Source organism: Comamonas flocculans, assembly GCF_007954405.1.
GTDB lineage: Bacteria > Pseudomonadota > Gammaproteobacteria > Burkholderiales > Burkholderiaceae_C > Comamonas_C > Comamonas_C flocculans.
The window spans coordinates 1,466,280-1,489,500 of the sequence record NZ_CP042344.1; the positions used below are offsets into that span (position 1 = coordinate 1,466,280).

Annotated in this window: 23 protein-coding genes; 11 read left to right on the top strand and 12 right to left on the bottom strand. The window is 70.2% G+C overall.

Annotated features, from left to right (window positions below; all coding sequences use genetic code 11):
* Nucleotides 1–4: 4 nt before the first annotated feature.
* Together minD and minC are read right to left on the bottom strand one after the other, a co-directional pair.
* On the bottom strand, nt 5–820 hold the full coding sequence (minD, locus tag FOZ74_RS07120; protein ID WP_146912407.1) for a septum site-determining protein MinD: 816 nt from the start codon (nt 818–820) through the stop codon (nt 5–7).
* A gap of 38 nt (nt 821–858) precedes the next feature.
* Nucleotides 859–1,611, bottom strand: coding sequence for a septum site-determining protein MinC (gene minC, locus FOZ74_RS07125; protein WP_146912408.1), 753 nt, complete (start codon nt 1,609–1,611; stop codon nt 859–861).
* 124 nt (nt 1,612–1,735) lie between these two features.
* Between minC and FOZ74_RS07130 the strand changes: the two genes are divergently transcribed.
* Together FOZ74_RS07130 and FOZ74_RS07135 are read left to right on the top strand one after the other, a co-directional pair.
* The gene (locus FOZ74_RS07130) at nt 1,736–2,683 is read left to right on the top strand and encodes a DMT family transporter (RefSeq protein ID WP_146912409.1); all 948 of its coding nucleotides are present in this window, start codon (nt 1,736–1,738) and stop codon (nt 2,681–2,683) included.
* The gene (locus FOZ74_RS07135; RefSeq protein WP_146912410.1) at nt 2,680–3,846 is read left to right on the top strand and encodes an MFS transporter; all 1,167 of its coding nucleotides are present in this window, start codon (nt 2,680–2,682) and stop codon (nt 3,844–3,846) included. The genes FOZ74_RS07130 and FOZ74_RS07135 overlap by 4 nt, the downstream gene beginning before the upstream one ends.
* Nucleotides 3,847–4,013: 167 nt before the next feature.
* Here FOZ74_RS07135 and FOZ74_RS07140 read toward each other — a convergent pair whose 3' ends face one another.
* The 3 genes from FOZ74_RS07140 to FOZ74_RS07150 are packed head-to-tail and all read right to left on the bottom strand — an operon-like array spanning nt 4,014 to nt 8,208.
* A complete protein-coding gene (locus tag FOZ74_RS07140; RefSeq protein WP_146914117.1) occupies nt 4,014–5,732 on the bottom strand; it encodes an acetyl/propionyl/methylcrotonyl-CoA carboxylase subunit alpha in 1,719 nt (572 codons plus the stop codon).
* Nucleotides 5,732–7,453 carry a 5-oxoprolinase subunit B/C family protein gene (locus FOZ74_RS07145; RefSeq protein ID WP_146914118.1) on the bottom strand — a complete coding sequence of 574 codons (1,722 nt, stop codon included), beginning with the start codon at nt 7,451–7,453 and terminating at the stop codon, nt 5,732–5,734. Before FOZ74_RS07145 ends, FOZ74_RS07140 begins: the two co-directional genes overlap by 1 nt.
* Entirely contained in the window at nt 7,453–8,208 is a 756-nt protein-coding gene (locus tag FOZ74_RS07150) for a LamB/YcsF family protein (protein WP_146912411.1), read from the bottom strand. Before FOZ74_RS07150 ends, FOZ74_RS07145 begins: the two co-directional genes overlap by 1 nt.
* A gap of 71 nt (nt 8,209–8,279) precedes the next feature.
* On the opposite strand from FOZ74_RS07150, the gene FOZ74_RS07155 reads away from it, so the two are divergent.
* From FOZ74_RS07155 to FOZ74_RS07175, 5 genes are all read left to right on the top strand, one after another.
* Nucleotides 8,280–8,951, top strand: coding sequence for a GntR family transcriptional regulator (locus FOZ74_RS07155; RefSeq protein ID WP_146912412.1), 672 nt, complete (start codon nt 8,280–8,282; stop codon nt 8,949–8,951).
* A gap of 214 nt (nt 8,952–9,165) precedes the next feature.
* Nucleotides 9,166–10,152: a TRAP transporter substrate-binding protein gene (locus FOZ74_RS07160; RefSeq protein WP_146912413.1), complete on the top strand. Its 987-nt coding sequence runs from the start codon at nt 9,166–9,168 to the stop codon at nt 10,150–10,152.
* Between the two features lie 45 nt (nt 10,153–10,197).
* Entirely contained in the window at nt 10,198–10,704 is a 507-nt protein-coding gene (locus FOZ74_RS07165) for a TRAP transporter small permease (protein ID WP_146912414.1), read from the top strand.
* The gene (locus FOZ74_RS07170) at nt 10,697–11,992 is read left to right on the top strand and encodes a TRAP transporter large permease (protein WP_146912415.1); all 1,296 of its coding nucleotides are present in this window, start codon (nt 10,697–10,699) and stop codon (nt 11,990–11,992) included. The genes FOZ74_RS07165 and FOZ74_RS07170 overlap by 8 nt, the downstream gene beginning before the upstream one ends.
* Before the next feature lie 75 nt (nt 11,993–12,067).
* Nucleotides 12,068–13,030, top strand: coding sequence for a hypothetical protein (locus tag FOZ74_RS07175; protein WP_146912416.1), 963 nt, complete (start codon nt 12,068–12,070; stop codon nt 13,028–13,030).
* 16 nt (nt 13,031–13,046) lie between these two features.
* Here the strand turns inward: FOZ74_RS07175 and FOZ74_RS07180 are convergent, their stop codons facing one another.
* The 4 genes from FOZ74_RS07180 to gorA form a co-directional block, all read right to left on the bottom strand.
* A complete protein-coding gene (locus tag FOZ74_RS07180; protein WP_146912417.1) occupies nt 13,047–14,183 on the bottom strand; it encodes a metallophosphoesterase in 1,137 nt (378 codons plus the stop codon).
* A 49-nt stretch (nt 14,184–14,232) separates the two neighbouring features.
* Complete coding sequence (locus FOZ74_RS07185; protein WP_146912418.1) at nt 14,233–14,967, bottom strand: SDR family NAD(P)-dependent oxidoreductase; 735 nt, start codon at nt 14,965–14,967, stop codon at nt 14,233–14,235.
* A 190-nt stretch (nt 14,968–15,157) separates the two neighbouring features.
* A complete protein-coding gene (locus FOZ74_RS07190) occupies nt 15,158–15,793 on the bottom strand; it encodes a VOC family protein (protein WP_146912419.1) in 636 nt (211 codons plus the stop codon).
* Nucleotides 15,794–15,822: 29 nt separating this feature from the next.
* Entirely contained in the window at nt 15,823–17,208 is a 1,386-nt protein-coding gene (gene gorA, locus FOZ74_RS07195; RefSeq protein ID WP_146912420.1) for a glutathione-disulfide reductase, read from the bottom strand.
* Nucleotides 17,209–17,382: 174 nt separating this feature from the next.
* On the opposite strand from gorA, the gene FOZ74_RS07200 reads away from it, so the two are divergent.
* From FOZ74_RS07200 to FOZ74_RS07210, 3 genes are read left to right on the top strand one after another with little or no spacing between them, the layout of a single operon-like run.
* Nucleotides 17,383–17,946: a DUF3617 domain-containing protein gene (locus tag FOZ74_RS07200; protein WP_146912421.1), complete on the top strand. Its 564-nt coding sequence runs from the start codon at nt 17,383–17,385 to the stop codon at nt 17,944–17,946.
* Nucleotides 17,947–17,965: 19 nt separating this feature from the next.
* Nucleotides 17,966–19,117 carry an NnrS family protein gene (locus tag FOZ74_RS07205; RefSeq protein WP_146912422.1) on the top strand — a complete coding sequence of 384 codons (1,152 nt, stop codon included), beginning with the start codon at nt 17,966–17,968 and terminating at the stop codon, nt 19,115–19,117.
* A 33-nt stretch (nt 19,118–19,150) separates the two neighbouring features.
* Nucleotides 19,151–19,555, top strand: coding sequence for a phage holin family protein (locus FOZ74_RS07210; protein WP_146912423.1), 405 nt, complete (start codon nt 19,151–19,153; stop codon nt 19,553–19,555).
* Here the strand turns inward: FOZ74_RS07210 and FOZ74_RS07215 are convergent, their stop codons facing one another.
* From FOZ74_RS07215 to FOZ74_RS07225, 3 genes are read right to left on the bottom strand one after another with little or no spacing between them, the layout of a single operon-like run.
* On the bottom strand, nt 19,556–19,858 hold the full coding sequence (locus FOZ74_RS07215) for a HigA family addiction module antitoxin (RefSeq protein ID WP_146912424.1): 303 nt from the start codon (nt 19,856–19,858) through the stop codon (nt 19,556–19,558).
* Between the two features lie 11 nt (nt 19,859–19,869).
* Nucleotides 19,870–20,148 (bottom strand): type II toxin-antitoxin system RelE/ParE family toxin, encoded by a 279-nt coding sequence (locus FOZ74_RS07220; protein WP_146912425.1) that lies wholly within the window; start codon nt 20,146–20,148, stop codon nt 19,870–19,872.
* Nucleotides 20,149–20,191: 43 nt separating this feature from the next.
* On the bottom strand, nt 20,192–22,276 hold the full coding sequence (locus FOZ74_RS07225) for an acetoacetate--CoA ligase (protein WP_146912426.1): 2,085 nt from the start codon (nt 22,274–22,276) through the stop codon (nt 20,192–20,194).
* 153 nt (nt 22,277–22,429) lie between these two features.
* Here FOZ74_RS07225 and FOZ74_RS07230 point away from each other — a divergent pair, with 153 nt between their 5' ends.
* The gene (locus tag FOZ74_RS07230; protein ID WP_146912427.1) at nt 22,430–22,855 is read left to right on the top strand and encodes a hypothetical protein; all 426 of its coding nucleotides are present in this window, start codon (nt 22,430–22,432) and stop codon (nt 22,853–22,855) included.
* The last annotated feature ends 366 nt before the right edge of the window (nt 22,856–23,221 follow it).

Below are 23,221 nucleotides of genomic sequence, written 5' to 3' on the forward strand. Positions count from 1 at the left end.
CCGCTTACCTCCCGCCGAAGAGCCGCTTGAACAGGCCCGGCTTGACGGCATCGGTGAAGCGCAGCGGCCGCTCTTCGCCGAGAAAGCGCGCGACCACGTCCTTGTAGGCCTCGGAGACGTCGGAGCCGCTCATGTGCACCGCCGGCAGCCCCTGGTTGGACGCCTGCAGCACGGTTTCGGATTCGGGGATCACGCCGATCAGCTTGATGCGCAGGATGTCCTGGATGTCGGTGAGGCTCAGCATCTGGCCGTCTTCCACCCGATTGGGGTTGTAGCGCGTGATGAGCAGGTGCTCGCGGATCGGCTCGGCGCCCTCGACCGCGCGCCGGGTCTTGGACGAAAGCATGCCCAGGATGCGGTCGGAGTCGCGCACGCTGGAGACCTCGGGATTGGTCACGAGCAGCGCCTCGTCGGCGAAGTGCATGGCCGCGAGCGCGCCGCTCTCGATGCCGGCGGGCGAGTCGCAGACGATGTACTCGAAGCCCATCTCGGCCAGGTCCTTGAGCACCTTCTCGACGCCCTCTATGGTCAGCGCCTCCTTGTCGCGCGTCTGGCTCGCGGCGAGGATGAAGAGGTTGTCGCACTGCTTGTCCTTGATCAGCGCCTGGTTCAGGTTGGCTTCGCCCTGGATCACGTTGACGAAGTCGTAGACCACGCGACGCTCGCAGCCCATGATCAGGTCCAGGTTGCGCAGGCCCACGTCGAAGTCGATCACCGCGGTCTTGTGCCCGGCCAGCGCCAGGCCGGCGGCGAATGCGGCGCTGGTGGTGGTCTTGCCCACGCCTCCCTTGCCGGAGGTGACGACGACGATCTTGGCCATGTGTGGAACTTCCTTGCGTTGTGTCTGCGCCGCCGTGCTTACAGCGGCTCGAAAATCAGTTTCTCGCCCTCCAGGCGCACCTGCGCGGGCTTGCCGCGCACGTCCTCGGGCAGCGCATTGTCGGTGGTGCGGTACATGCCGGCAATCGACACCAGCTGCGGCTCCAGGCAGGTGGTATAGATGCGCGCGCCGGCATCACCCCGGGCACCGGCCATGGCGCGCCCGCGCAGCGGCGCATAGACGTGGATGCTGCCGTCGGCAATCACCTCGGCGCCAAAGCTGACGATGGCCAGCACCACCAGGTCGCCGCCGCGCGCGTAGATCTGCTGGCCCGAGCGCACCGGCTTGTCGATCACCATCGTCGCGGCGGCGGGCTCCGGACTTGCCTCTTCGGTGGCGGTGGCCGGGGCGGCATTTGCCGGGGGCGATGCCGGCGCATGCGCCGGCACACTGCGCTCCACCGCCTCCGGCGCGGCCGCCAGGCCGCAGGCCAGCGCGGCCTGCATCTGCGCCGCGCTGCCGCCACGCACCGCCACCGGGCAGGTGCGGTGCTGCTTCAGGCGCGCCACCAGCGCTGCAAAGTCGATGGGTGCGGGGTCTTCGCGCACCTGCGCGAGGTCGATCACCACCAGGTCGTCATCGAAGAAGGACTGGTCGTCGGCCAGTTGGCGTTCGAACTCCGCCTCGATCTGCGCGCCGTCGGTGTTCTTGAGCACCAGCGCCACCACGGGCAGCCGGGCGCTCTTGAGATCGAAACTGGTACGGGCCTGGCCCGATGGTTCAACGGCCATGGAATGCGGCTCAGCGGTCGCCGGGAGAGCAAATCCGGCAAGTGTACTGTGCGCCTGCCGGCGGCCCGGCCGCGGGTAACGCAGGTGACCCGGCGCGCGCGCGGCGCGCCCGGATAATCGCGCGATGCCCGCCATCCGCAAATCCCAGCTCGACTCCCTGGCCGTCGGGCTGCTGCTCGCCTGTTGCCTCTATTGGGGCTTTCAGCAGGCGCTGTCCAAGGCCACGCTGGTCGAGGTGGCGCCCATCTACCAGGCCTTCTGGCGCTTTGCGCTGGGCACGCTGGCGCTGCTGCTGTGGTGCCGGCTGCGCGGCATCTCGCTCGCGGGGCCGGCGCAGCCGCGCGGGGTGTCGCGCGCCGGGGTGCAGGCGGGGCTGCTGTTTGCCGGCGAATTCATCTTCCTGTTCCTGGCCTTCAAGTACACCACCGCGTCGCGGGCCACGCTGTTTCTGTACTGCTCGCCTTTCTGGGTGGCTCTGGTGCTGCCCTGGTTCGTGCGCAGCGAGGGTCTGAACCGCCTGCAGTGGGTGGGCCTGGTGTGCGCCTTCTTCGGCGTGCTGCTGGCGCTGGGCGACGGCTGGCGCGGCGACGACGCGGCCCACGCCGACGCCTGGATCGGCGATCTGCTGGCGGTGGTCGCGGGCCTGCTCTGGGGCCTGACCACCTGCATGTTGCGCGCCTCGCCGCTGCAGCACGCGCGCCCGGAAAAACAGCTGCTGTGGCAGATGGGCGTAACCACGCTGGTGCTGCCGCCCGTCTCCTGGCTGCTGGGCGAGCACTGGCAGCTCGACTTCAGCGTCTTCGCCTGGTTCTCGCTGCTGGTGCAGGGGTTGATTGGCGCCTTCGTGAGCTATCTGGTCTGGATGTGGATGCTCACGCGCTACCCGGCCACGCGCATGTCGGTGTTCATCTTTCTCACGCCGGTGTTCACGCTGCTGATCGGCGCCGCCTGGCTGGGCGAACCGGTCACGCCCACGTTGCTGGGCGCGCTCACGCTGGTGGCCGCCGGCATCGTGCTGGTGAACCGGCGCGGCGCGCTGGCCGCGCCCGGGCAGGCCAAAGGCTCGGCATGAACCGCCACCTGCTGCTGCTGGCCCTGTGCCAGGGCCTGTTCCTGGTGAACAACGTCACCTTCATCGCGATCAACGGGCTGGTGGGGCTGCAGCTCGCGCCCGAGGGCTGGATGGCGACGCTGCCGGTCATGGGCTATGTGGTGGGCGGGGCGCTGGCCGCGCCGCTGGTGGCGCGCACCCAGACGCACTACGGGCGCGCGGTGTCGTTTCAGATCGGGCTGGCGGTAGCGCTGGGCTCGGCGCTGCTGGCCGCCTACGCGGCGCAGACGCGCAGCTTTTCGCTCCTGATGCTGGCCACCGTGGTGGCGGGTTACTACAACGCCAACGGCCAGCTCTACCGCTTCGCCGCCGCCGAGCTGACCCGGCCGCACTGGCAGGAAAAGGCGGTCTCGCTGGTGCTCGCCGGCGGTCTGCTGGGCGCGGTGGTCGGCCCCAACATGGCGGCCTGGACGCGTACCCTGCTGCCCACACCCTTCGTCGCCGCCTACCTCACGCTGGCGCTGGTCGCGCTGCTGGCCATGGGGGTCATGGCGCTGATCCGGTTCCCGCCCGCGCCGGTGCGCACCCGGCATGCGCCCCAGGGTCGCCCCATGGGCGAGATCATGCGCCAGCCAGTGTTCATCGTGGCCACGCTGGGCGCGGCCATAGGCTACGGCGTCATGAACCTCCTGATGGCCGCCACGCCGCTGGCCATGCAGGTGATGGGTTTCGAGTTCGGCGCCACCGCCCTGGTGCTGCAATGGCACGTGATCGGCATGTATGCGCCGGGCTTCTTCACCGGGCACCTGATCCGCCGCTTTGGCGTGCTCCGGGTCATGGGCGCGGGCGTGCTGCTGAACGTGCTGTGCGTGGCGGTGGCGCTGTCGGGCGTGGCGCTGCACCACTTCCTGGCGGCGCTGGTACTGCTGGGCGTGGGCTGGAACTTCCTGTTCACCGGCGCCACGACGCTGGCGCTGCAGGCCTACCGCCCCGAAGAGAAAGACCGGGCGCAGGCGGCGATCAACTTTTGCGTCTTCGCCACCATGGCGGTGACCTCGTTTGCCTCGGGCGCGCTGGTGACGACGCAGGGCTGGAGCTGGCTCAACTATGGCTCGATGCCGGCGCTGGTCTTGATGGCCCTGGCCTTGGGGTGGCTGGCGCTGCGCCGCCCCGCCGCCGCATGAGGGCACCGGAGCCACCCGGCCGATGCAGGCAAGGGACAGGGCGGCGGCGCTTGCATTACCAAAAAAGTAGCTGTCAGCGATTGTCCAGCAAGCGTTTGCGCCACTTTTTATCCTGATATTTCAAACCGTGCGGGGCGGCACACAGCCGCAGCCACCGCGGCGATCTTTCAAACGATGCGCGCCATCACGTCGCCCACCTGCACCAATGCACCGGCGTCGGCCAGGCAATGCAGCGTGCCCGCCCGGGGCGCAGCGACAGCCGTCTCCATCTTCATTGCCTCCAGCGTGGCAATGATTTCGCCGGCGCCGACGGGGGCGCCCTCCTGCTGGTGCCAGCGCACCAGGTTGCCGGTCAGCGGCGCGGGCACATCGCCGGGCTGCTGCGGCCGCTCGTCCTGCGCTGCGGCGGAGGGCTCGCCGGCGGCCTGCAGCGCGAGGCCAGCGGGCAGGCCCAGGCGCAGGCGCTTGCCCTCGATCTCCATCCAGGTGCGGGTGAGCGGCGCGCTGTCTTCGGGGCCGGGGCGCGCGGCGGGCTCAAACTCTGCCTGCATCCCGGTCTCGATCCAGCGCGTATGCACGCCGAAACCCTGCTCGGCGGTGAAGGCCGGGTCATCGACGACAGCGCGGTGAAACGCCAGCACCGAGGCCACGCCCTCGATGCGCAGCTCGGCCAGCGCACGGCGCGCACGGGCGAGCGCCTGCGCGCGTGTGCTGCCGCTGACGATGAGCTTGCCCATGAGCGAATCGAAGCTGCCGGGCACCAGCGAGCCCGCGGCGACGCCGCTGTCCAGGCGCACGCCGGGGCCGCCGGGCACATCGAAGCGCGTGATGCGCCCGGGCGTGGGCAGGTAACCGCGCCCCGGGTCTTCGGCGTTCAGGCGAAACTCGATGGCATGCCCGCGCACCGGCGGGGTGGCGCCAAAGGACAGCGGCAGGCCGTCGGCCACGCGCAGTTGCTCCAGCACCAGGTCGATGCCGGTGGTTTCCTCGGTCACCGGATGCTCCACCTGCAGACGGGTGTTCACTTCAAGAAAGGAAATCTGGCCGCTCTGGCCGAGCAGGAATTCCACCGTGCCCGCGCTCTCGTAGCCGACGGCGGCGCAGATGTCGCGCGCGGCGCGGCAGACGGATGCGCTCTGCTCGTCCGTGAGAAAGGGCGCGGGCGCTTCTTCGACCAGCTTCTGGTTGCGCCGCTGCAGCGAGCAGTCGCGCGTGCCGACGACGAGGACGTGGCCATGGCGGTCGGCGATGACCTGGGCCTCGATGTGGCGCGGCTGGTCCAGGAACTGCTCGACGAAGCATTCGCCCCGACCAAACGCGGCCGTCGCCTCGCGCACCGCGGAGGCGTAGAGCTCGGCCACCTCGTCCATATGCCAGGTCACCTTGAGCCCGCGCCCGCCGCCGCCAAACGCCGCCTTGATGGCGATCGGCAGGCCGTGCGTGCGCGCAAAGTCCAGCACCTCGTCGGCGCTTTGCACCGGCTCCGCCGTGCCCGCGACCAGCGGCGCACCGACCTGCAGCGCCACCTTGCGCGCGGCCACCTTGTCGCCCAGCTGCGCCATCGCGGCGGGCGGCGGGCCTATCCAGGTGAGGCCGGCGTCGATGACTGCCTGGGCGAATTCCGCGCGCTCGGACAGAAAGCCATAGCCGGGGTGCACCGCGTCGGCACCGCTCTTGCGCGCCACGGCGAGCAGCTTGGCGATGTCGAGGTAGGTTTCGGCCGGGCGCGTGCCTTCCAGCGCCCAGGCCTCATCGGCCGCGCGCACGTGCAGCGCGTCGGCGTCGGGGTCGGCATAGACGGCGACCGAGCGCACGCCGTAATCGCGGCAGGCGCGGGCGACACGCACCGCGATCTCCCCGCGATTGGCGATCAATACTTTGCGGATCATTCGTGAATCTCCTCAAACGGCGCGATGGCGCGAAAGCGCAGGCTGCAGCCCACCGGAATCTGCGCCGCCAGGCCCAGGTGGTGGCTGGCGACGACGGCGATGACCGGGTAGCCGCCGGTCAGCGGATGGTCTGCCAGGAAGAGCACCGGCTGGCCGCTGGCCGGCACCTGGATGGCGCCGACGGCCGTGCCCTCGCTGGGCAGCTCGTCGTGGCGGCTGCGCGTGAGCGGCTCGGCGCCCATGAGGCGCATGCCCACGCGGTTGGACTGCGGGGTGACGCGCCAGGCCTGGGCCTGCAGCAGCGCGACGGCCTCGGGCGTGAACCAGTCGGTGCGCGGGCCGAGCAGCACGTTCAGCACCACCTCGTCGCCGGGGCGGGGCAATTCGGTGCGCGGTGCCTGCGCTGGCGCACAGGCGCTCAGGCGCTGCGCCGCGATCGCACGGCCCACCGCCAGCCGCTGGCCGGGCTGCAGCGCGGCGGGGCCGATTTCGGCCAGCGTGTCGCGCGCGCAGCTGCCCAGTTCGGGGGCCATCTGCCAGCCGCCACGCACCGCCAGATAGCCGCGCACCCCTGCGCGCGGGGCGGCAACGGTGAGCACGTCGCCATCGTCCAGCGCCAGCGCCGCATGGTTGGCCAATGGCCAGCGGCGGCCGTCAAGCGCTTGCAGGGTGAGCGGCATGTCGGCCCCCGCCAGGGCCAGCGTGACGCGGCCGTGGGCGCGCAGTTGCAGGCCGCCCAGCAGGTGTTCGAGCACCGGCGCATCCGGCGGGTTGCCGACCAGCTGGTTGGCCTGGCGCATGGCCGCAAGGTCGAGCGCGCCGGAGGCGGAAATGCCCAGCCCGGCCAGGCCGTGGCGACCCTGGTCCTGCATCAGGGTTTGCAGGCCGGTATTCACTATTTCAATAGCTGTCAGCGCTTGTCTGGCAATGGTTTGCTTCGGATTTGGCTTGTGTTCTTCAGGCAAGCCCTCACCCCTGCCCTCTCCCAAAGGGAGAGGGAGAGAGACCCCGGTAGCGGTGGCGCGGGGTGCTCCCTCGCCCCTCTGGGGAGAGGGCCGGGGTGAGGGGCCGCCCAGCGCCACGCCGACCCGCCCGGCCTCGACGAAGCACACCTCGAAGCCCGGCTGCACCAGCGCGGGCTCGGGGCGCGCGGTGTCCCACATCACGGCCTCGGTGCGCCCTATCAACTGCCAGCCGCCGGGGCTGGCCTTGGGGTAGACGGCGCTGAAGCCCCCGGCCAGCGCGACCGAGCCCGCGGGCACACGGGTGCGCGGCGTCTTGCGCCGGGGCACGCGGGCAAAGCAGTCGTCACCGCCCGTCAGATAGACGAAGCCCGGCGCAAAGCCGGCAAACGCCGCCTGCCAGGGCTGGGCGCAGTGGCGCTGCACCAGTTCGCGCGCCGTCAGGCCCAGGTGCTCGGCCAGTTCGGCCAGGTCCTCGCCGTCGTAGTGCACCGCGATCTGCACGCGCCGGTCCGGTGGCGGCGCCGGCTGCGCCTGGTCTTCCAGGGTGGCGGCCACCGTCCGTACCGCGCGGGCCAGGGTCTGCGCCGTGGTGCGCTCGCGCCGGTAATGCAGCAGCAGGGTGCGGGCGGCCGGTACCAGCTCGCGCACGCCGTCCACCGGGGTGGCCTGCAGCGCACGGTACAGCGCCAGGGTCTGCGCCAGGTCGGGCAGCTCCAGCAGCAGCGCGCCGTCACCGGCCGGCAGGATGCGCATCATGGTGCGGCAAAGGGCGCGAGGGCGATGCCGGCGGCGTCCAGCCGCGCGCGGATGCGCTGCGCCATCTGCACCGCGCCGGGGCTGTCGCCATGCACGCAGATGGAGTCGGCCTGCAGGCGGATGCGCTCGCCGGTGATGGCGGTGATCTCGCCCGTCTGCGCCCAGTGGAGCATGCGCTCGGCCACCTGCTCGGCGTCGTGCAGCACCGCGCCCGGCAGGCGGCGCGACACCAGCGTGCCGTCCTGGTTGTAGGCGCGGTCGGCAAAGGCCTCGGCCACGACGGTGAGGCCACGCTCCCGGGCACGGGCGATGAGCGGCGAGCCGGCCAGCGCCAGCAGGGTGAGCGCGGGGTCGACGGCCAGCAGCGCCGCGATCACGTCGTCGCCCTGGCGCGCATCGTGGGCGATGGTGTTGTACAGCGCGCCGTGCGGCTTGACGTAGGCCACGCGCGTGCCTGCCGCGGCGGCCAGGCCCTGCAGCGCGCCGATCTGGTAGATCACGTCGGCCACCAGCTCCTCGCTCGTGGGGTCCATGTTGCGCCGGCCAAAACCCACCAGATCGGGGTAGGCCACGTGCGCGCCCACCACCACGCCCTGCCTGGCCGCGGCGCGCAGCGTGCGCAAGATGCCCGCCGGGTCACCCGCATGAAAGCCGCAGGCCACGTTGGCGCTGGTGACGATGGAGAGCATGGCCGCGTCGTCGCCCATGCGCCAGGCGCCGTAGCTTTCGCCCAAATCGCTGTTGATGTCCATGGTGTGCTTGCTCCTGATACAAAATGCGTCTGGATTGTTCAACAATTTCCCGCCACCGCAGGACGCGCCCCATGCCCAGCCGCCGCTTCACCAGCCACAACCCGCCCGCCAACCTGGCCGACCACGTGGCCGAGACCATTCGCCGCCAGCTCATCGAGGGCGAGCTGCGCGCCGGCCAGCGCCTGTCCGAGGCGGCGCTGAGCGAGCAGCTGCAGATCTCGCGCAACACGCTGCGCGAGGTGTTTCGCAGCCTGATCAAGGAGGGCCTGCTGCTGCACGAGCCCAACCGGGGCGTGTCGGTGGTCGTGCCCTCGATCGCCGACATCATCGACATCTACCGCGTGCGCCGGCTCATCGAATGCCAGGCGCTGGAGAAGGCCTGGCCGCTGCACCCAGCGCACAAGCGCCTGAAGCAGGCGGTGGAAGACGCCGACGCCGCGCGCGCCGCCGGCGACTGGCGCAAGGTGGGCTCGGCCAACATGGCGTTTCACGCGGGCATCGTGGCGCTGAGCGACAGCGAGCGCCTGTCGGCCATGTTCGCCGACATCGCGGCCGAGCTGCGCCTGGCCTTCGGGCTGCTGGACGACCCGGAATACCTGCACGCGCCCTTCGTGGACCACAATGCGCAGCTGCTGCAGCTGTTCATGCAGGGCCAGACCAGCGCCGCCGCACGCGAACTGGAGGCCTACCTGGTGCAGTCCGAGCGCATGGTGCTGGCGGTGTACGCACGCGAGGTGCGCTGAGCGGGTCGAGAGCCCGGGGGCCAAGGGGTGAGCTCCTGAATCGTTGAACAATTCAAACTTACATCATCAACACGATGATCGTATTGTTGAAAACCCTAATAGACCGGGCCGCCCCACCCCGCTATCTTTGCCTTCTGCCGCTGCCCGCGCGCAGCGCACCGCCCGGCGGGCCCGTCCCGCTTTCCGTACCGCCCGTCTCGCCATGGAGAACGCTATGAAACGTCGCGACTTTTGTGCCACCGCCGCCCTGGCCAGTACCGGCCTGGGGCTCACCGCCCCGGCGCTGGCCGAAACCAAGTGGGATTTCGCCACGGCCTACCCGGCGATCAACTTCCACTCCAAGAACAACCAGGCCTTCGTGGACGAGGTGGCCAAGGCCACCAATGGCGCGCTCAAGATCCAGCCGCACTTTGGCGCCTCGCTGTTCAAGATGCCCGAGATCAAGCGCGCGGTGCAGACCGGCAATGCGCAGATGGGCGAATTCTTCCTGGTGAGCTTCCAGAACGAGGCGCAGATCTTCGGCGCCGACGGCCTGCCCTTCCTGGTCAAGGACTACGACGAGGCGTTCAAGCTCTACCAGGCGCAAAAGCCCTACCTGGAAAGCATTCTGGACAAGCAGGGCCAGACGCTGCTGTACTCGGTGGCCTGGCCGCCGCAGAGCATCTACAGCAACAAGCAGATCAACTCCGCCGCCGACCTCAAGGGCCTGAAGTGGCGCGTGTATTCGCCCACCACCGCGCGCATCGGCGAGCTGGTGGGCGCCCAGCCCGTGACCATCCAGGAGGCCGAGCTGTCGCAGGCGCTGGCCACCGGCGTGATCGAGGCCTTGATCACCTCCAGCGCCACCGGCGCGGACAACAAGCTCTACGAGAACCTGAAGTACTTCTACAAGGTGCAGGCCTGGATCCCGAAGAACGCGGTCACCGTGAACAAGAAGGCCTTCAACGCCCTGTCCAAGGCCGAGCAGGATGCCGTGCGCAAGGCCGCCGCCGCTGCCGAGGAGCGCGGCTGGAAGTCCTCGCGTGAGGTGGATGAGCGCTCGCTCGAAACCCTGCAGAAGGGCGGCATGCAGATCATCGAACCCTCGGCCCAGCTCATGGGCGACCTGTCCAAGGTGGGCGACGTGGTCATCAAGGAATGGCTGGAGAAGGCCGGCGCCGACGGCCAGGCGCTGATCGAAGCCTTCAACAAGAGCAAGTAAACCGCCGGGGCCCGCCCCCGCGCGGGCCCAGCCTGGGAGACCCCGATGCGCAGCTGGCTCAACGGCCTGTACACCGCCAGCGCCTGGCTGGCGGGCGCCTTCATGGTGGGCGTGTTCCTGATGGTGCTGCTCACCATCGCCAGCCGCTTCTTCGGCTTTTCCGCCACCGGCAGCGACGCCTATGCGGGCTATGCCACGGCGGGCGCGGGCTTTCTGGCGCTCGCCTCCACGCTCAAGCACGGCGAACACATCCGCGTGACGCTGCTGCTGTCCGCGCTCCGGGGCGGCGCGCACAAGGCGCTGGAGCTGCTGGCGCTGGGCCTGGCCACGCTGCTGGCGGGTTTTCTCGCCTGGTATTCGGTGTCGCTGGTCTGGCAGTCCTGGGAGATCAACGACATCTCGGTCGGCATCGACGCCACGCCCATGTGGATACCGCAGATTCCGATGGCGCTGGGCACCATCGTCTTCTTCATCGCCTTCTGCGACGAACTGGTGCTGGAGCTGCTGGGCCGGCGCCTGCCACCCAGCCAGGAGGACGCACACCATGAGTGAGATCGCCGCCAGCGCCACGCTGCTCGTGGTGCTCTTCGCGATGCTGGCCGGGGGCGTCTGGGTCGGCCTGACGCTGGCCGGCGTGGCCTGGTTCGGCATGGCGATGTTCACCGCGCGCGCGGCGGGCGACGCCATGGCCATCACCATCTGGGGTTCGACCAGCAGCTGGACGCTGACCGCGCTGCCGCTGTTCGTCTGGATGGGCGAGATCCTCTACCGCACCAACCTCTCGGCCAACATGTTCCGCGGCCTTGCGCCCTGGGTAAACAAGCTGCCGGGGCGGCTGCTGCACGCCAACGTGGCGGGCTGCACCATCTTTGCCGCCGTCTCGGGTTCCTCGGCCGCCACCTGCGTCACCGTGGGCAAGATGAATCTGCCCGAGCTGCTGCGCCGCGGCTACCCCGAGCGCCAGGTGATAGGCACGCTGGGCGGGCCGGCCACGCTGGGCTTGCTGATACCGCCGTCCATCATCCTCATCATCTACGGCGTGTCGGCCGAGCTGTCGATCGCCAAGCTGTTCATGGCAGGCGTGCTGCCCGGCCTGCTGCTGGCGGCATTGTTCAGCGGCTGGATCATGCTCTGGGCGCTGCGCCACCCGGATCAGGTGCCCAAGGCGGACGATGAACTGAGCTTCATGCAAAAGCTCGCCGAGGCACGCCACCTGATCCCGGTGGTGCTGCTCATCGTGGCGGTGATTGCCTCCATGTACACCGGCGTGGCCACGGCCACCGAAGCGGCCGCCATCGGCGTGCTGGGCGCGCTGATCCTCTCGGCCTGGCAGAGGTCGCTCACCTGGCAGAACTTCCGCGATGCGCTCATGGGCGCCACGCGCCTGTACTGCATGATCGCGCTGATCCTGGCGGGCGCGGCCTTTCTCACGCTGGCCATGGGCTACATGGGTCTGCCGCGCCAGCTGGCCGAGTTCGTCGGCAGCCTGCAGCTTTCGCCCGCCATGCTGGTCGTGGCGCTGGGCGTGTTCTACATCGTGCTCGGCTGCTTTCTGGACGGCATCTCCACCATCGTGCTGACCATGGGGGTGGTGCTGCCCATCATCCAGGCGGCGGGCATCGATCCGCTGTGGTTCGGCATCTTCCTGGTGATTACCGTGGAGTCGGCGCAGATCACGCCGCCCGTGGGCTTCAACCTCTTCGTGCTGCAGGGCATGACGGGCAAGCAGGTGACCTGGATCGCGCGCGCCTGCCTGCCCTACTTCTGCCTGATGGTGCTGATGCTGGTCATCCTCTGGTACTTCCCGGGCCTGGCCACCGCGCTGCCGGGCAAGATGTAGCACCCCCGCCTGCGCCTGCGCGCGGTGCATCGCCGACAATCGCCGGCCTTGCCACGACCTGCCCGCCACCGCACCATGCTGCGCTACCTCCACGACCTCGGCCGCCGCGCCACGCACATGTTCCTCACGGTGGCGCGCATCATGGTGCCGGTGATGGTGCTGGTCTATGTGGCCGAGCGCCTGGGGCTGGTGCGCCTGGCGGGCGAAGCGCTGTCGCCCGCCATGGCCTGGCTGGGCCTGCCGGCGCAGGCGGGCATCGTCTGGGCCACGACGGTGATCACCAACATCTACGGCGGCATCGCGGTGGTGGCGGCGCTGTCGGGCGAGATGCAGCTCACCGTGGCGCAGATGAGCGCCCTGGGCGCGATGATGCTGTTCGCGCACAACCTGCCCACCGAGCAGGCGGTGGTGCGCCGCGCCGGCGCCAGCGCGCTGTTCACCGGCAGCCTGCGCCTCGTGGTCGGCGCGGCCTATGGCGCGGCGGTGGCCTGGGCCTGCCACCTGGGCGGCTGGCTGCAGGAGCCGGTCGCGCTCGGCTGGCTGTCGGGCAGCGGCGCCGGCGCCCCGGCCGGGCCGCCGGCGCTCTGGCCCTGGCTGGTGGGCACGGTGCGCTCGCTGCTGCTGATCTGGCTCATCATCTGCGCGCTGGTGGTGCTGCTCGACCTGCTCGAACGCCTGGGCTTCACGCGCTGGCTCACGCGCCGGCTCGCGCCGGTGCTGCGCCTGACCGGCCTGAGCGAGGCGGCCGCGCCGCTCACCACCATAGGCATGCTGATGGGCCTGGCCTATGGCGGGGCGCTGATCATCGAAGCGAGCGAGCGCGAGAACTACGACCGCCGCACGCTGCTGCTGGCGCTGTGCTGGCTGTCGCTGTTCCACGCGGTGCTGGAAGACACGCTCCTGATTGCCGCGCTGGGCGCCAACATCTGGATCATCCTGGTGCTGCGCGGCGTTGTGGTGCTGGCCATCATGATGGCGCTGGCCTTTGCTACGCGGCCCGCCACGCGCTGGGGCCAGCGGCTGGCGCAGGCGCGCTGACGCCGCCGCGGTGGCCCTATCGGGGTGCGTGCAGCACCACCTCGGTGATCTCCGAGGGAGCGCCCAGGCGCAGCACCAGCCCGTGCCACAGGCCGGTGCCGCGGCTCACGTACAGCGGCATGCGCCCCACCTGGTAGAGCCCGGCGAGAAAGCCCCGGTTGGCCCACCGGGTGAGCAGGTTGACACCCAAGATCTGTCCGCCGTGCGTGTGCCCCGACAGCTGCAGGCTGGCGCCGGCGCGCGCATGCTCGGGCGCGCCGCCCGGGCGGTGGGCCAGCACCAGCACGGGCGCGCCCCGGGGCGCGCCGGCGAGGGCGGCGGACAAATCGGGCGGCGCCTGGCCGAAGGCCGCGGCCTGCGGGTCGGTCAGACCCGCCACCACCAGCTGCGCGCCGGCGCGCTCCAGCACCACATGGCGGTTTTCCAGCATGTTCAGGCCCAGCGCCTTGAAGGCCGCCATCCAGCCGGCATAGTCCACGTAGTACTCGTGGTTGCCCGGCACGGCCAGCACGCCGTCCGGCGCGTGCAGTCCGGCAAACGGCGCGACGTCGGCCGCGCGCGCGGCAGGGGCGCCGTCCTGCAGGTCGCCGGTGATCACGATCAGGTCGGCCCGCAGCGCATTGGTCTTTTGCACCACCGCGCGCTGCCAGTCGGCGGGCAGCAGGCGCGTGGCGTGCAGGTCGGACAGCTGGGCGATGCGGTAGCCGTCGAAGGCCGCGCCCAAGCCCGGCACCGTGATGTCCACGCGCTTGATCTCGGGCAGCTTCAGGCCCTGCCAGCTGCCCCAGGCGCCCAGCAGCAGGGCCGATGCGACGAGGGCCTGCGTCAGTGCGCCGCTGCGCCACAGCGCGCGCGCCAGCGAACGCGAGAGCACGCCGAACACGGCGGCGAGCAGGTCGCGCGCGAGCAGCAGCAGCGCCAGCAGCAGGAAGCTGCCAAAGGCCCAGCCCAGCGCCACCAGCAGCGGGCGCGGCGCCTCGACGTCGGCCAGGTTGCCGCCCACCAGCATCACCAGCAGGTAGTACTCGGCCAGCGGCAGCAGGGCGAGCGACAAGGCCAGCTTGCCGCCCTTGCCCAGGGGCAGCAGGCGCACGCCGCGCAGCACCACGTAGAGCCAGGCCAGGCCCATCACCGAAATCACGACCAGCGCCATGGCTTCGTTCCGTCAAGCTGTGCGGTACGCGCTGTGCCGCCGGGGCCGCTCACCATTTCTCGCCAAAGGGGCGCGCCTCGATCTCGAAGGACCAGGCCGAGCGCGGCTGCTGCGCCAGCCACCAGGCGGATTCGGCCACGGCCGCGGGCTGCACGAAGAAGTCGTCGGGCTTGTCCGCAAAACGCTGGCGCGAACGCGGCAGGTCGACGATGCCGTCGATCACGATCAGCGCCACGTGGATGCCCTGCGGCCAGAGCTGGCGCGCCATGGATTCGGCCAGCGTGCGCTGCGCCGCCTTGGCCTGGGCGAAGGCCGCCGCGCCCGCGCCGCCGCGGCGCGAGGCGGTGGCGCCGATGACGATGATGTTGCCCCCGCCGAGCCGCTTCATGCCCGGCAGCAGCGCCTGGACGGCGGCAAACAGGCCCAGGGTGTTCACGCGCCAGCACTGCTCCAGGTCGGACGCCGTCACCTCTTCGACGCTGCCCCAGGCGCCCGAGCCGGCGTTGTAGATGAGCGTGCCCACCGGCCCCTGCCGGGCCGCCACCTGCGCCAGCGCGGTCTGCAGCGGCTCGGGCTGGCCGGCGTCCACCGCATAGGCGCGCGCCGATGGCAGCTCCTGCGCCAGCGCCGCCGAAAAGCCGCTGCTGCGCGCGAGCAGCGCCACCGGTGCGCCCTGCGCGCCAAAGCGCCGCGCCAGCGCCGCGCCATTGCCCGGCCCCGTGCCGACGATGGCGCTGACCGCCTGCGCCGGCGCGCCTGCACCTTCCTTGAAATCCCGCGCCATCTCGCTTCACTCCTTTGCCTGGTTGCCGGCCCCGCCCGGCGCCCTGCGTCCAGTCACAGCATGCCCCGGCAAGACTTGTTGACTACAAACAATATAGCTGTCAGCGCCCGGCCACAGGGCGTTACAGCCCGAAAGCACTCAAAAACCATCGGCTGGACCCCAAGCTGCATCTGCACCGCAGGCCTGCCCGTCAGGACGAAGACAGCAGGCGCAGCCCCTGCGGCGTGCGGATGTGCGCGACCAGCCGCGCCGCCTCGCCCGCGCGCACCCGCACTGGCGCCTGCAGCGCGAGCGAGGTCAGCAGGCGCGACACGCGATCGGGCTCGGGATGGAAGATCTCCAGTTGCTCCAGCGCCAGGCCCATGTCGGGCATGCGGGCCGCGGGGTGCTCGGCGCACTGCCATTCGATGAGCGCCGGCGCCGCCCCGTCCAGCACCATGGCGCCGTCGACGCCAAGGCTGATCAGCCAGTTCAGCGCACCGCGGCTCATGGGTTCGGCCGCGCCCAGCGGCTCCGAGGCCGCCGCCAGGGCGCCGTCGATCGCGCTGCTGCGCGCCACCCAGGTGCGCAGCGCCGGCGGTGCCCCGGGCGGCAAGGCATCGAGCCCGAACCAGCGCGCGCGGCCGGGGGGCGGCGCCGCCGGGTTGGGCGCGATCACCTCCAGATAGCTGCTCTCGCCCAGGCGCAGCAGGCGGTTGTGCGTGGCCATGCGCGGGTGCTCGCCGCCGGCGAGCGGCGCCACGCCCAGCAGCCGGGCGACGCAGGCCGCGCCCGCGTCGAGCGAGTGGCAGGTGACGACGAGGTGGTCAAGCAGGGTCGGGGTCACGTTCGGGGCTCCTCGGGCAGAAAGCGCGCTCAGGTGCGCGTCAGCTCGCGCAGGGTGACGAACTCTTCCGCGCTGGTCGGGTGTATGCCTATGGTCGCATCGAACTGCGCCTTGGTCGCGCCGCACTGCAGCGCCACCGCAAAGCCCTGGATGATCTCGCCCGCGTCGGCGCCGACGATGTGCGCGCCGAGCACGCGATCGCTGGCGTCGTCGACGACGAGCTTGACCAGCGTGCGCTCGCTGCGCCCCGACAGGCTGTGCTGCAGCGGCCGGAAGTCGCTGCGGTAGATGCGCACTTTGGCGCAGCGCTCGCGCGCCTGCGCCTCGCTCAGTCCCACCGTGCCTATCGGCGGGTGGGTGAAGATGGCGGTGGCGATGTTGTCGTAGTCCATCGTGCGCGCCGCCTTGCCCGGCGCCGGGCCGAAGAGCTGGTCCACCAGCGCCATCGCCTCGGCCAGGGCCACGGGCGTGAGCTCCTTGCGCCCGACCACGTCGCCCACCGCATAGATGCCGGGCACGCTGGTGGCAAACCGCGCATCGGCCTCGATCGCGCCGTTGTCGGCCAGGCGCACGCCCGCCACCTCCAGGCCCAGGTCCGCCGTCGCGGCGCGCCGCCCGGTCGCGTAGAGCACCACGTCCGCCTCCAGCGCGCTGCCGTCCTTGAGGATCAGGCGCCGGCCTTCGCCCGCGGCTTCGACGCGCACCACGTCGGCATGGCAGCGGATGTCCACGCCGGCCTTGCCCATCTCCTGCGCGGCAAAGTTGCGCACCTCGTCGTCGAAGCCGCGCAGGATCTGCTCGCCGCGGTACAACTGCACCACCTCGCTGCCCATGCCGCGGAAGATGCTGGCGAACTCGCTGGCGATGTAACCGCCGCCGACCACCGCCAGGCGGCGCGGAAAGCGCGGCAGGTCGAAGATGTCGTCCGAGGTGATGACCAGCTCGCGCCCGGGCAGCTCGGGCACCCAGGGCGCGCCGCCCGTGGCCAGCACGATGGTGGCGGCGCTGTGGTGCGTGACGCGCCCGTCGGCATGCTGCACCTGCACGGTGTGCGCATCCACCAGCCGTGCATGGCCCTGCATGCGCTCGACCCCGGCGCTGGTCATCAGGTTTTCGTAGATGGCGTTGAGCTGGCCTATGGAGCGGGCGCGGTTGGCCTTGAGCAGCTCCCAGTCCAGCACCGGCTCGCCCGGCAGGCTCCAGCCGTAGCCGCGCGCATCGGCAAAGCCTTCGGCGTATTCGGCCGCGTAGCTGTAGAGCTTCTTGGGAATGCAGCCCACGTTCACGCAGGTGCCGCCCATGCGCCCCGATTCCGCCAGCGCCACGCGCACCCCGCGCTGCCCGGCAAAGCGCGCGGCGCGCACCCCGCCCGAGCCGCCGCCCACCACGAAAAGATCAAAGTCGAAACCCGCCATGCCTGTGCTTCCCCGCCGCTGTCCAGGCCCCCAGTGTATGCAGCCGCGCAAGACCGTACGTGCGGGCCGGCCACGCCCGCAGGCCGTGCGGTTTTGCCCCCGGCGCTACTCTTGCGCCAGAATGCCCCGCTGTGCCGAACCGCGGCGCGCCCGCACCACCCTCAGGAGTACCCCATGACCGCCATGCGAGCCCTTTTGACACTGCTGCTGCTTGCGCTGGGCAGCAGCCTCGCCCTTGCCCAGGACATCAAGCTCAAGCCCGGCCTGTGGGAGGTGCAGGGCAGCATGAAGACCAGCAGCGGCCGCCTGGAAGCCGCGATGGCGCAGATGCAGGCGGAACTGGCCAAGATGCCGCCCGAGCAGCGCCGCCAGATGGAGCAGATGATGCGCGCCAACGGCATGGGCGCGGGCGGCAACGCGATGAACCACACGGTCAAGATCTGCATGACGCAAAAGGACGTGGATCTGGACCAGATCAAGTCCAGCGACGACTGCACGCACAAGGTCAGGCGCAGCGGCCCCAAGACGCTGCAGATGAGCTTTCAGTGCACCGGCTCGGACGGCAGCGGCCCGAGCTCGGGCGAAGGCACGGTGAACCTGGACAGCCCCACCGCCTACCGCGGCCAGTACAAGATGCGCACCACCGCCGACGGGCAGCCCGAGCAGATGGACTTCAGCCAGCAGGGCAAGTGGCTGTCGGCCGACTGCGGCAAGGTCAAGCCCCTGGGCCAGCAGTAGGCGCTGGCGCGCCCAGGCCATGGCCGCAGCGCCGCCCGCAGCCCGAAGCACCCGAGGCGCCAGGAGCGCCTGGCACTTTCCGGGCAGCTACTGGTTCCCGCTGGCGGCGCTGTACGGCGCCATCGTGCTGCCCTGGTCGGTGCTGGGCCAGATCGGTCTGCTGCCCGCTCCGGCGGCGCTGCGCACCGGGCTGGGGCATGCGCACGAGATGCTCTTCGGCTTCGCGCTGGCGGTGGTGGCGGGCTACACGCTCAAGCCCGGCACCATGGGGCGCAGCGCCCTGCTGCTGCTGGCCTGGGCGCTGGCGCGCCTGGCCTTCGTGCTGGCCCCGGCCAGCCGCGTGGCCTTCGGCCTGAACGGCTTGTTCGTTGCCGGGCTGGCGCTGCTGGTGGCGCCCACCTACCTCAGGGCCAGCAAGTGGAGCAACCGCTCGGTGGCGCTGGTCATCGGCGCACTGGCGCTCGCACTGCTGGCCTTTCACCTGGCGGGCCAGGCGGGCGGGCGCCACAGCGCGGTGCTGGTGGCGGTGCTGCTGCTGAGCACACTGATGTTCTTCATGGGCGGGCGCATTCTGGCTCCGGCGGTGGCCGGCCACGTGCGCACCCGGCGCGCGCCGCTGGTGCACGTGGTGCAGCCGGCGCTGGAGCTGGCCGTGCTGTGCCTGCTGGGCGCCGCCGTGCTGCTGGCGGCTGGCGGCATCGCCTGGGGCATGCGCCTGGCGGGTGCGCTGCTGCTCGCCGCCGCCGCGCTGGCGCTGGTGCGCGTGCTGCGCTGGCACGCCTGGCTGTGCCACGACCAGCCCGACCTGCTGGCGCTGCTGGCGGGCTACCTCTGGCTGATTGCCGGCTGGCTGCTGACCGGCGCCGCCTTGCTGGCGCAGCGCCCGGCCACCACCGCGCTGCACGCGATCACCGCCGGGGCGCTGGGCACGCTGACCCATACGGTGATGCTGCGCACGCGCATGTTCCGCGTCACCGGCAACACCTTGCACCTGCGCTGGGCCTACCTGGGCGCGCTGCTGCTGGGACTGGCGGCGCTGCTGCGCATCGGGGGCCAGGGCCCCGCGCCGCTGCTGGCCGCCAGCGTTCTGTGGAGCCTGGCCTACCTGCTGCTGGCGGGTGTGCTGCTGTGGCTGCGCAGCGCCCGGGCGCGCGCTGCCAAAAGCGCTTGAGCGCGCCGGCAGCGGGCCGATATCATGGCGGGCATGTTCACGAACCTCACGCCTTTTCTCACCCAATGGGCGATCACAGCGCTGGCGCTCTGGGTGGCAAGCTACATCTTCAAGGGCGTGAAGTTCGACAGCGCCGGCGCGCTGCTCGTCTCCGCGCTGCTGCTCGGGTTTGCCAACGCCATCGTGCGCCCGCTGCTCATCGTGCTCACGCTGCCGCTGACCCTCATCACCTTCGGCCTGTTTCTGCTGGTGATCAATGCGCTGGTCATCCTGCTGGTGTCGGCGCTGGTCAAGGGATTTCGGCTCTCGGGCTTCTGGACGGCGCTGTTCGCCAGCCTCTTCGTCTCGCTCTTGAGCATGCTGATCGGCGCGACGGTGACGGGGGGCGACCCGGCACTGCAGATCCAGATGCCGCAGGGTTCGGGCACCTGGCTCTGATCAGGCGCTTTGTGTCGAATAGCGCTCTATTGCGGCCAGCGCCTCGCGCATCGACTGGCGTGCCCGGCGCAGGTCGTACTCGCTCTGCAAGTTGAGCCAGCTCTGCGCCTCGGTGCCGAAAAACGCCGCCAGGCGCAGCGCGGTATCGGCGGTGATGCCGCGCTGCCCCTTGACGATTTCGTTGATGCGACGCGCAGGCACGCCAATCGCCTTGGCGATGCGGTACTGGCTGATGCCCATGGGGACGAGAAAGTCTTCCTGCAGGATCTCGCCCGGATGGGGCCATTGGGGATGCGTGGTCATACCAAATCCTTTCAGTGGTAGCCGACGATCTCGACCTGGCTAGCGTGCCCGTCCGACCAGAGGAAGCACAAGCGCCACTGGCTGTTGATGCGGATGCTGTATTGGCCTTTGCGGTCGCCGCGCAGCGCCTCCAGCCGATTGCCTGGCGGCACGCGCAAGAAGTCCAGCGATGTCGCCGCGTGCAGTTGCGCCAGGCGCCGCAGCGCCACCGCTTCAATGGCGACGAAACGCGCCACCCTTTTTTGCTCGAAGAGCGCTTTCGTGTCCGAACAGCGGAAATCGAGGATCATTGGCACCGATATTAACGGGCCGCAGTATTAACGTCAAACGTTATCAAACGGACGCGCGCCGCGCCGCAAACTCCACGAACCACGCGAGCGAGCCCGGGTTGGCCATGGCCTCGCGGTTCACCACCTTCTCGATCGTCTGGCCCAGCAGCAGCTTCTTGATCGGCAGCTCCTGCTTCTTGCCCGACAGCGTGCGCGGGATTTCCGGCACCTGAAAGATCTCGTTGGGCACGAAACGCGGGCTCAGCGAGCGGCGGATGGCGTCGTTGATGCGCGCCGTCAAAGCCTCGTCCAGCGCGTGGCCGGGGCGCAGCACGACGAACAGCGGCATCCAGCTCTCGCGGCCCAGGTATTCCAGGTCCACCACCATGGAGTCGAGCACCTCGGGCAGGGCCTCGACGGCGCTGTAGACCTCGCTCGTGCCCATGCGCAAGCCCTGGCGGTTGATGGTGGCGTCCGAGCGCCCGTAGATCACGCACCATTCGCCCTCGCCGTGCTCGTCGCCCACGCGCAGCCAGTCGCCATGACGCCAGACGCTGCCGGCCTCGGGGCCGAGGTCGCCGCCGCCGGGTTTGCGCCCATGCCCCGGCGGGTACATCTCGAAGTAGCTTGCCAGGTAGCGGGCCTTGCCCGGGTCGTTCCAGAAGGTGAGCGGCATCGAGGGAATCGGCTGGGTGCAGACCAGCTCGCCCACCTGGCCCTTGACCGGGCGGCCGGCATCGTCCCAGGCCTCGACCGCGGCGCCGAGCATGCGGCACTGCATCACGCCGGGGCGCTGCGGCAATTCGGGCGTGCCGGCGATGAAGCCGCCGGCGAAGTCGGTGCCGCCCGAGACGTTGAACCACCAGATGTCCTGCTGCGCGGGCGTCCTGGCGATGCGCCGGAACTGCTCCGTGCCCCATTGCTGCACCTCGGGCGAAAGCGGCGAGCCGGTGGTGCCGATGGCGCGGATGCGCGACAGGTCGCCGCACTGCGCCAGATCGACGCCCGCCTTGACGCAGCCCGCGTAGAAGGCCGCGCCCGAACCGAGGAAGGTGACGCCGTGGCGCGCGGCGAAGCGCCAGAGCGTGCCCCAGTCGGGCGCATCCCTGGGGCCGCCGGGGCTGCCGTCGAAGATCACGCAGGTGGTGCCGGTGAGCAGGCCGCCGACCTGGATGTTCCACATGATCCAGCCGGTGGAGGAATACCAGCAGAAGCGCTCGCCGAAATTGTTCGGCGCGTAGCTGCAGCCGACGTCGCTGTGCAGGCCGGTGGTCATGGACACGACGAGGATGCCGCCATGCGAATGCACGATGGGCTTGGGCAGGCCGGTGGTGCCGCTGGAATAGACGATCCACAGCGGATGATCAAAGTCCAGCCACAGCGGGGTGAACGCCGCGGTTTGTGCATCATTTCGGGCTGTAACGCTGGCCCAGTCTGCGCTGTCAGCTATGGTTTCAGTATCTTGCAGATGGCGCACCGCCAGCACGTGCTGCACGCTGGGCAGCTCGGCGCGCAGTTGAGCGACGGTGTCGCTGCGCTCCAGTGCGCGGCCCGCCCAGGTGACGCCGTCGACGGCGATCAGCACCTTGGGCTCGATCTGGCGCAAGCGGTCGAGCACCGCATGGCTGCCCATGTCGGGCGCGCACACGCTCCAGACTGCGCCGATGCTGGCGCAGGCGAGGAAGGCGACCATGGTCTCGGGAATGTTGGGCAGATAGGCGGCGATGCGGTCGCCGGGCTGCACGCCAACCTCCTGCAGGTGCAGCGCCAGCGCCGCCACCTGGCGGCGCAATTCGGGCCAGGAGAGTTCGCGCACGCGGCCGCGCTCGTCCTCGGCGATCAGGGCGGGCTGCCCGGCGGCATGGGCGGCATCGGTGTGGCGCAGCACCTGCTGCGCGTAGTTCACCTGCGCGCCGGGAAACCACTCTGCGCCGGGCATCACGTTCCTGCCCAGCGCCGCCCGGTGCGGGGTGGGGGATTGCAGATCGGCCCAGTCCCAGATGCTCTGCCAGAAGGCATCGAGCTCGGTGACCGACCACTGCCACAGCGCGTGGTAGTCGGCGAATTCGAGGCCGCGGCTGCGGCGCAGCCAGTCCTGATAGCGGCGGATCAGCGGGACGCAAGGGGGGAATGCAGGGGGCGTGGTCATCGCCGGATTATCGAAATCAAACCCCTGCTTGCCAATCGACGTGGACGCCCAGGCGACCCGCCGACGGGCAAAGAGGGCCGGTAAACCCCTGTTGAAATGAGAATGATTCTCATATATATTGACGCCCTACGCGAGTTCCACGAGGTAACCACCATGCAGGCCACGCCCAGGCACGAAGACGAGGCAAGGTACAACGATTGCGCGCAGATGCTGGTCAACGCCTGGCGCCAGACCATGGTGCATGGCATCGACTGTCCGCTGATCGCGCAGCAGTTTCGCTGCGGCTGCGGCGCGCAGGGGCGCGAGGTTTTCACCGCCTTTTGCACCTTCCTGTGCGCACTGGCGGTGGCGCAGCGCCGCTGCCTCACCGTCAACCCGCCGGGGCAGCACGCGCTGACCACCGACGAGGTGCGCATGCTCACGCTGGTGGCGGCCGCGCAGAACGACTGCCCCTCGACCCTGCAGGCGCACCTGAGCTGGCTGGCCTGGCGGCCGCTGCGCAAGACCCTGGAAGACAGCGTGCGCGAACTGGCCGCACTGCTGAGCAACAGCGGCCAGCGCCTGCCGATGCCGGTCTGAGAGCTTGAGAGGCAATCCCCCATGCCCGCCCTGCACGCCAAAACACCACCACTCTTCGTTGCAAATACTCGCCATGGCCCCAGCCATGACTGCGTTTTGCGTCTCGATTGGCGGCGTTTTGACGCGCCTTTCGGGCACGGACAATTTCCTCTCAAGCTCTGAGAGCCTGTCCACGCTTTTTTCGGGACAGCCCGCAAGGACGGCAGGCTGCAGGCCCCCCGGCGCGCAGGGCATGCGGAAGCGTCCGCCCCGCCGCGAACCGGCCGGCGCTCGCGGTGTCGGGGCATGCCTCCAGCGCCGCGGCGACGGGCCAGCCGCGGACAGGCAGGCGAACGGCCCGGGGCAGAGGCGCCCGACAGCCCCTGC

Excerpts from the sequence above, each read along its gene's own strand:
- FOZ74_RS07210 (WP_146912423.1), top strand. The coding sequence starts at position 19,151 with ATGTTCACGAACCTCACGCCTTTTCTCACCCAATGGGCGATCACAGCG.
- FOZ74_RS07225 (WP_146912426.1), bottom strand. The coding sequence starts at position 22,276 with ATGACCACGCCCCCTGCATTCCCCCCTTGCGTCCCGCTGATCCGCCGC.
- gorA (WP_146912420.1), bottom strand. The coding sequence starts at position 17,208 with ATGGCGGGTTTCGACTTTGATCTTTTCGTGGTGGGCGGCGGCTCGGGC.
- FOZ74_RS07155 (WP_146912412.1), top strand. The coding sequence starts at position 8,280 with ATGCCCAGCCGCCGCTTCACCAGCCACAACCCGCCCGCCAACCTGGCC.
- FOZ74_RS07220 (WP_146912425.1), bottom strand. The coding sequence starts at position 20,148 with ATGATCCTCGATTTCCGCTGTTCGGACACGAAAGCGCTCTTCGAGCAA.
- FOZ74_RS07215 (WP_146912424.1), bottom strand. The coding sequence starts at position 19,858 with ATGACCACGCATCCCCAATGGCCCCATCCGGGCGAGATCCTGCAGGAA.
- FOZ74_RS07170 (WP_146912415.1), top strand. The coding sequence starts at position 10,697 with ATGAGTGAGATCGCCGCCAGCGCCACGCTGCTCGTGGTGCTCTTCGCG.
- FOZ74_RS07150 (WP_146912411.1), bottom strand. The coding sequence starts at position 8,208 with ATGGACATCAACAGCGATTTGGGCGAAAGCTACGGCGCCTGGCGCATG.
- FOZ74_RS07135 (WP_146912410.1), top strand. The coding sequence starts at position 2,680 with ATGAACCGCCACCTGCTGCTGCTGGCCCTGTGCCAGGGCCTGTTCCTG.
- FOZ74_RS07230 (WP_146912427.1), top strand. The coding sequence starts at position 22,430 with ATGCAGGCCACGCCCAGGCACGAAGACGAGGCAAGGTACAACGATTGC.
- FOZ74_RS07130 (WP_146912409.1), top strand. The coding sequence starts at position 1,736 with ATGCCCGCCATCCGCAAATCCCAGCTCGACTCCCTGGCCGTCGGGCTG.
- FOZ74_RS07185 (WP_146912418.1), bottom strand. The coding sequence starts at position 14,967 with ATGGCGCGGGATTTCAAGGAAGGTGCAGGCGCGCCGGCGCAGGCGGTC.
- FOZ74_RS07200 (WP_146912421.1), top strand. The coding sequence starts at position 17,383 with ATGACCGCCATGCGAGCCCTTTTGACACTGCTGCTGCTTGCGCTGGGC.
- FOZ74_RS07145 (WP_146914118.1), bottom strand. The coding sequence starts at position 7,453 with ATGCGCATCCTGCCGGCCGGTGACGGCGCGCTGCTGCTGGAGCTGCCC.
- minD (WP_146912407.1), bottom strand. The coding sequence starts at position 820 with ATGGCCAAGATCGTCGTCGTCACCTCCGGCAAGGGAGGCGTGGGCAAG.
- FOZ74_RS07180 (WP_146912417.1), bottom strand. The coding sequence starts at position 14,183 with ATGGCGCTGGTCGTGATTTCGGTGATGGGCCTGGCCTGGCTCTACGTG.
- FOZ74_RS07175 (WP_146912416.1), top strand. The coding sequence starts at position 12,068 with ATGCTGCGCTACCTCCACGACCTCGGCCGCCGCGCCACGCACATGTTC.
- minC (WP_146912408.1), bottom strand. The coding sequence starts at position 1,611 with ATGGCCGTTGAACCATCGGGCCAGGCCCGTACCAGTTTCGATCTCAAG.
- FOZ74_RS07165 (WP_146912414.1), top strand. The coding sequence starts at position 10,198 with ATGCGCAGCTGGCTCAACGGCCTGTACACCGCCAGCGCCTGGCTGGCG.
- FOZ74_RS07205 (WP_146912422.1), top strand. The coding sequence starts at position 17,966 with ATGGCCGCAGCGCCGCCCGCAGCCCGAAGCACCCGAGGCGCCAGGAGC.
- FOZ74_RS07160 (WP_146912413.1), top strand. The coding sequence starts at position 9,166 with ATGAAACGTCGCGACTTTTGTGCCACCGCCGCCCTGGCCAGTACCGGC.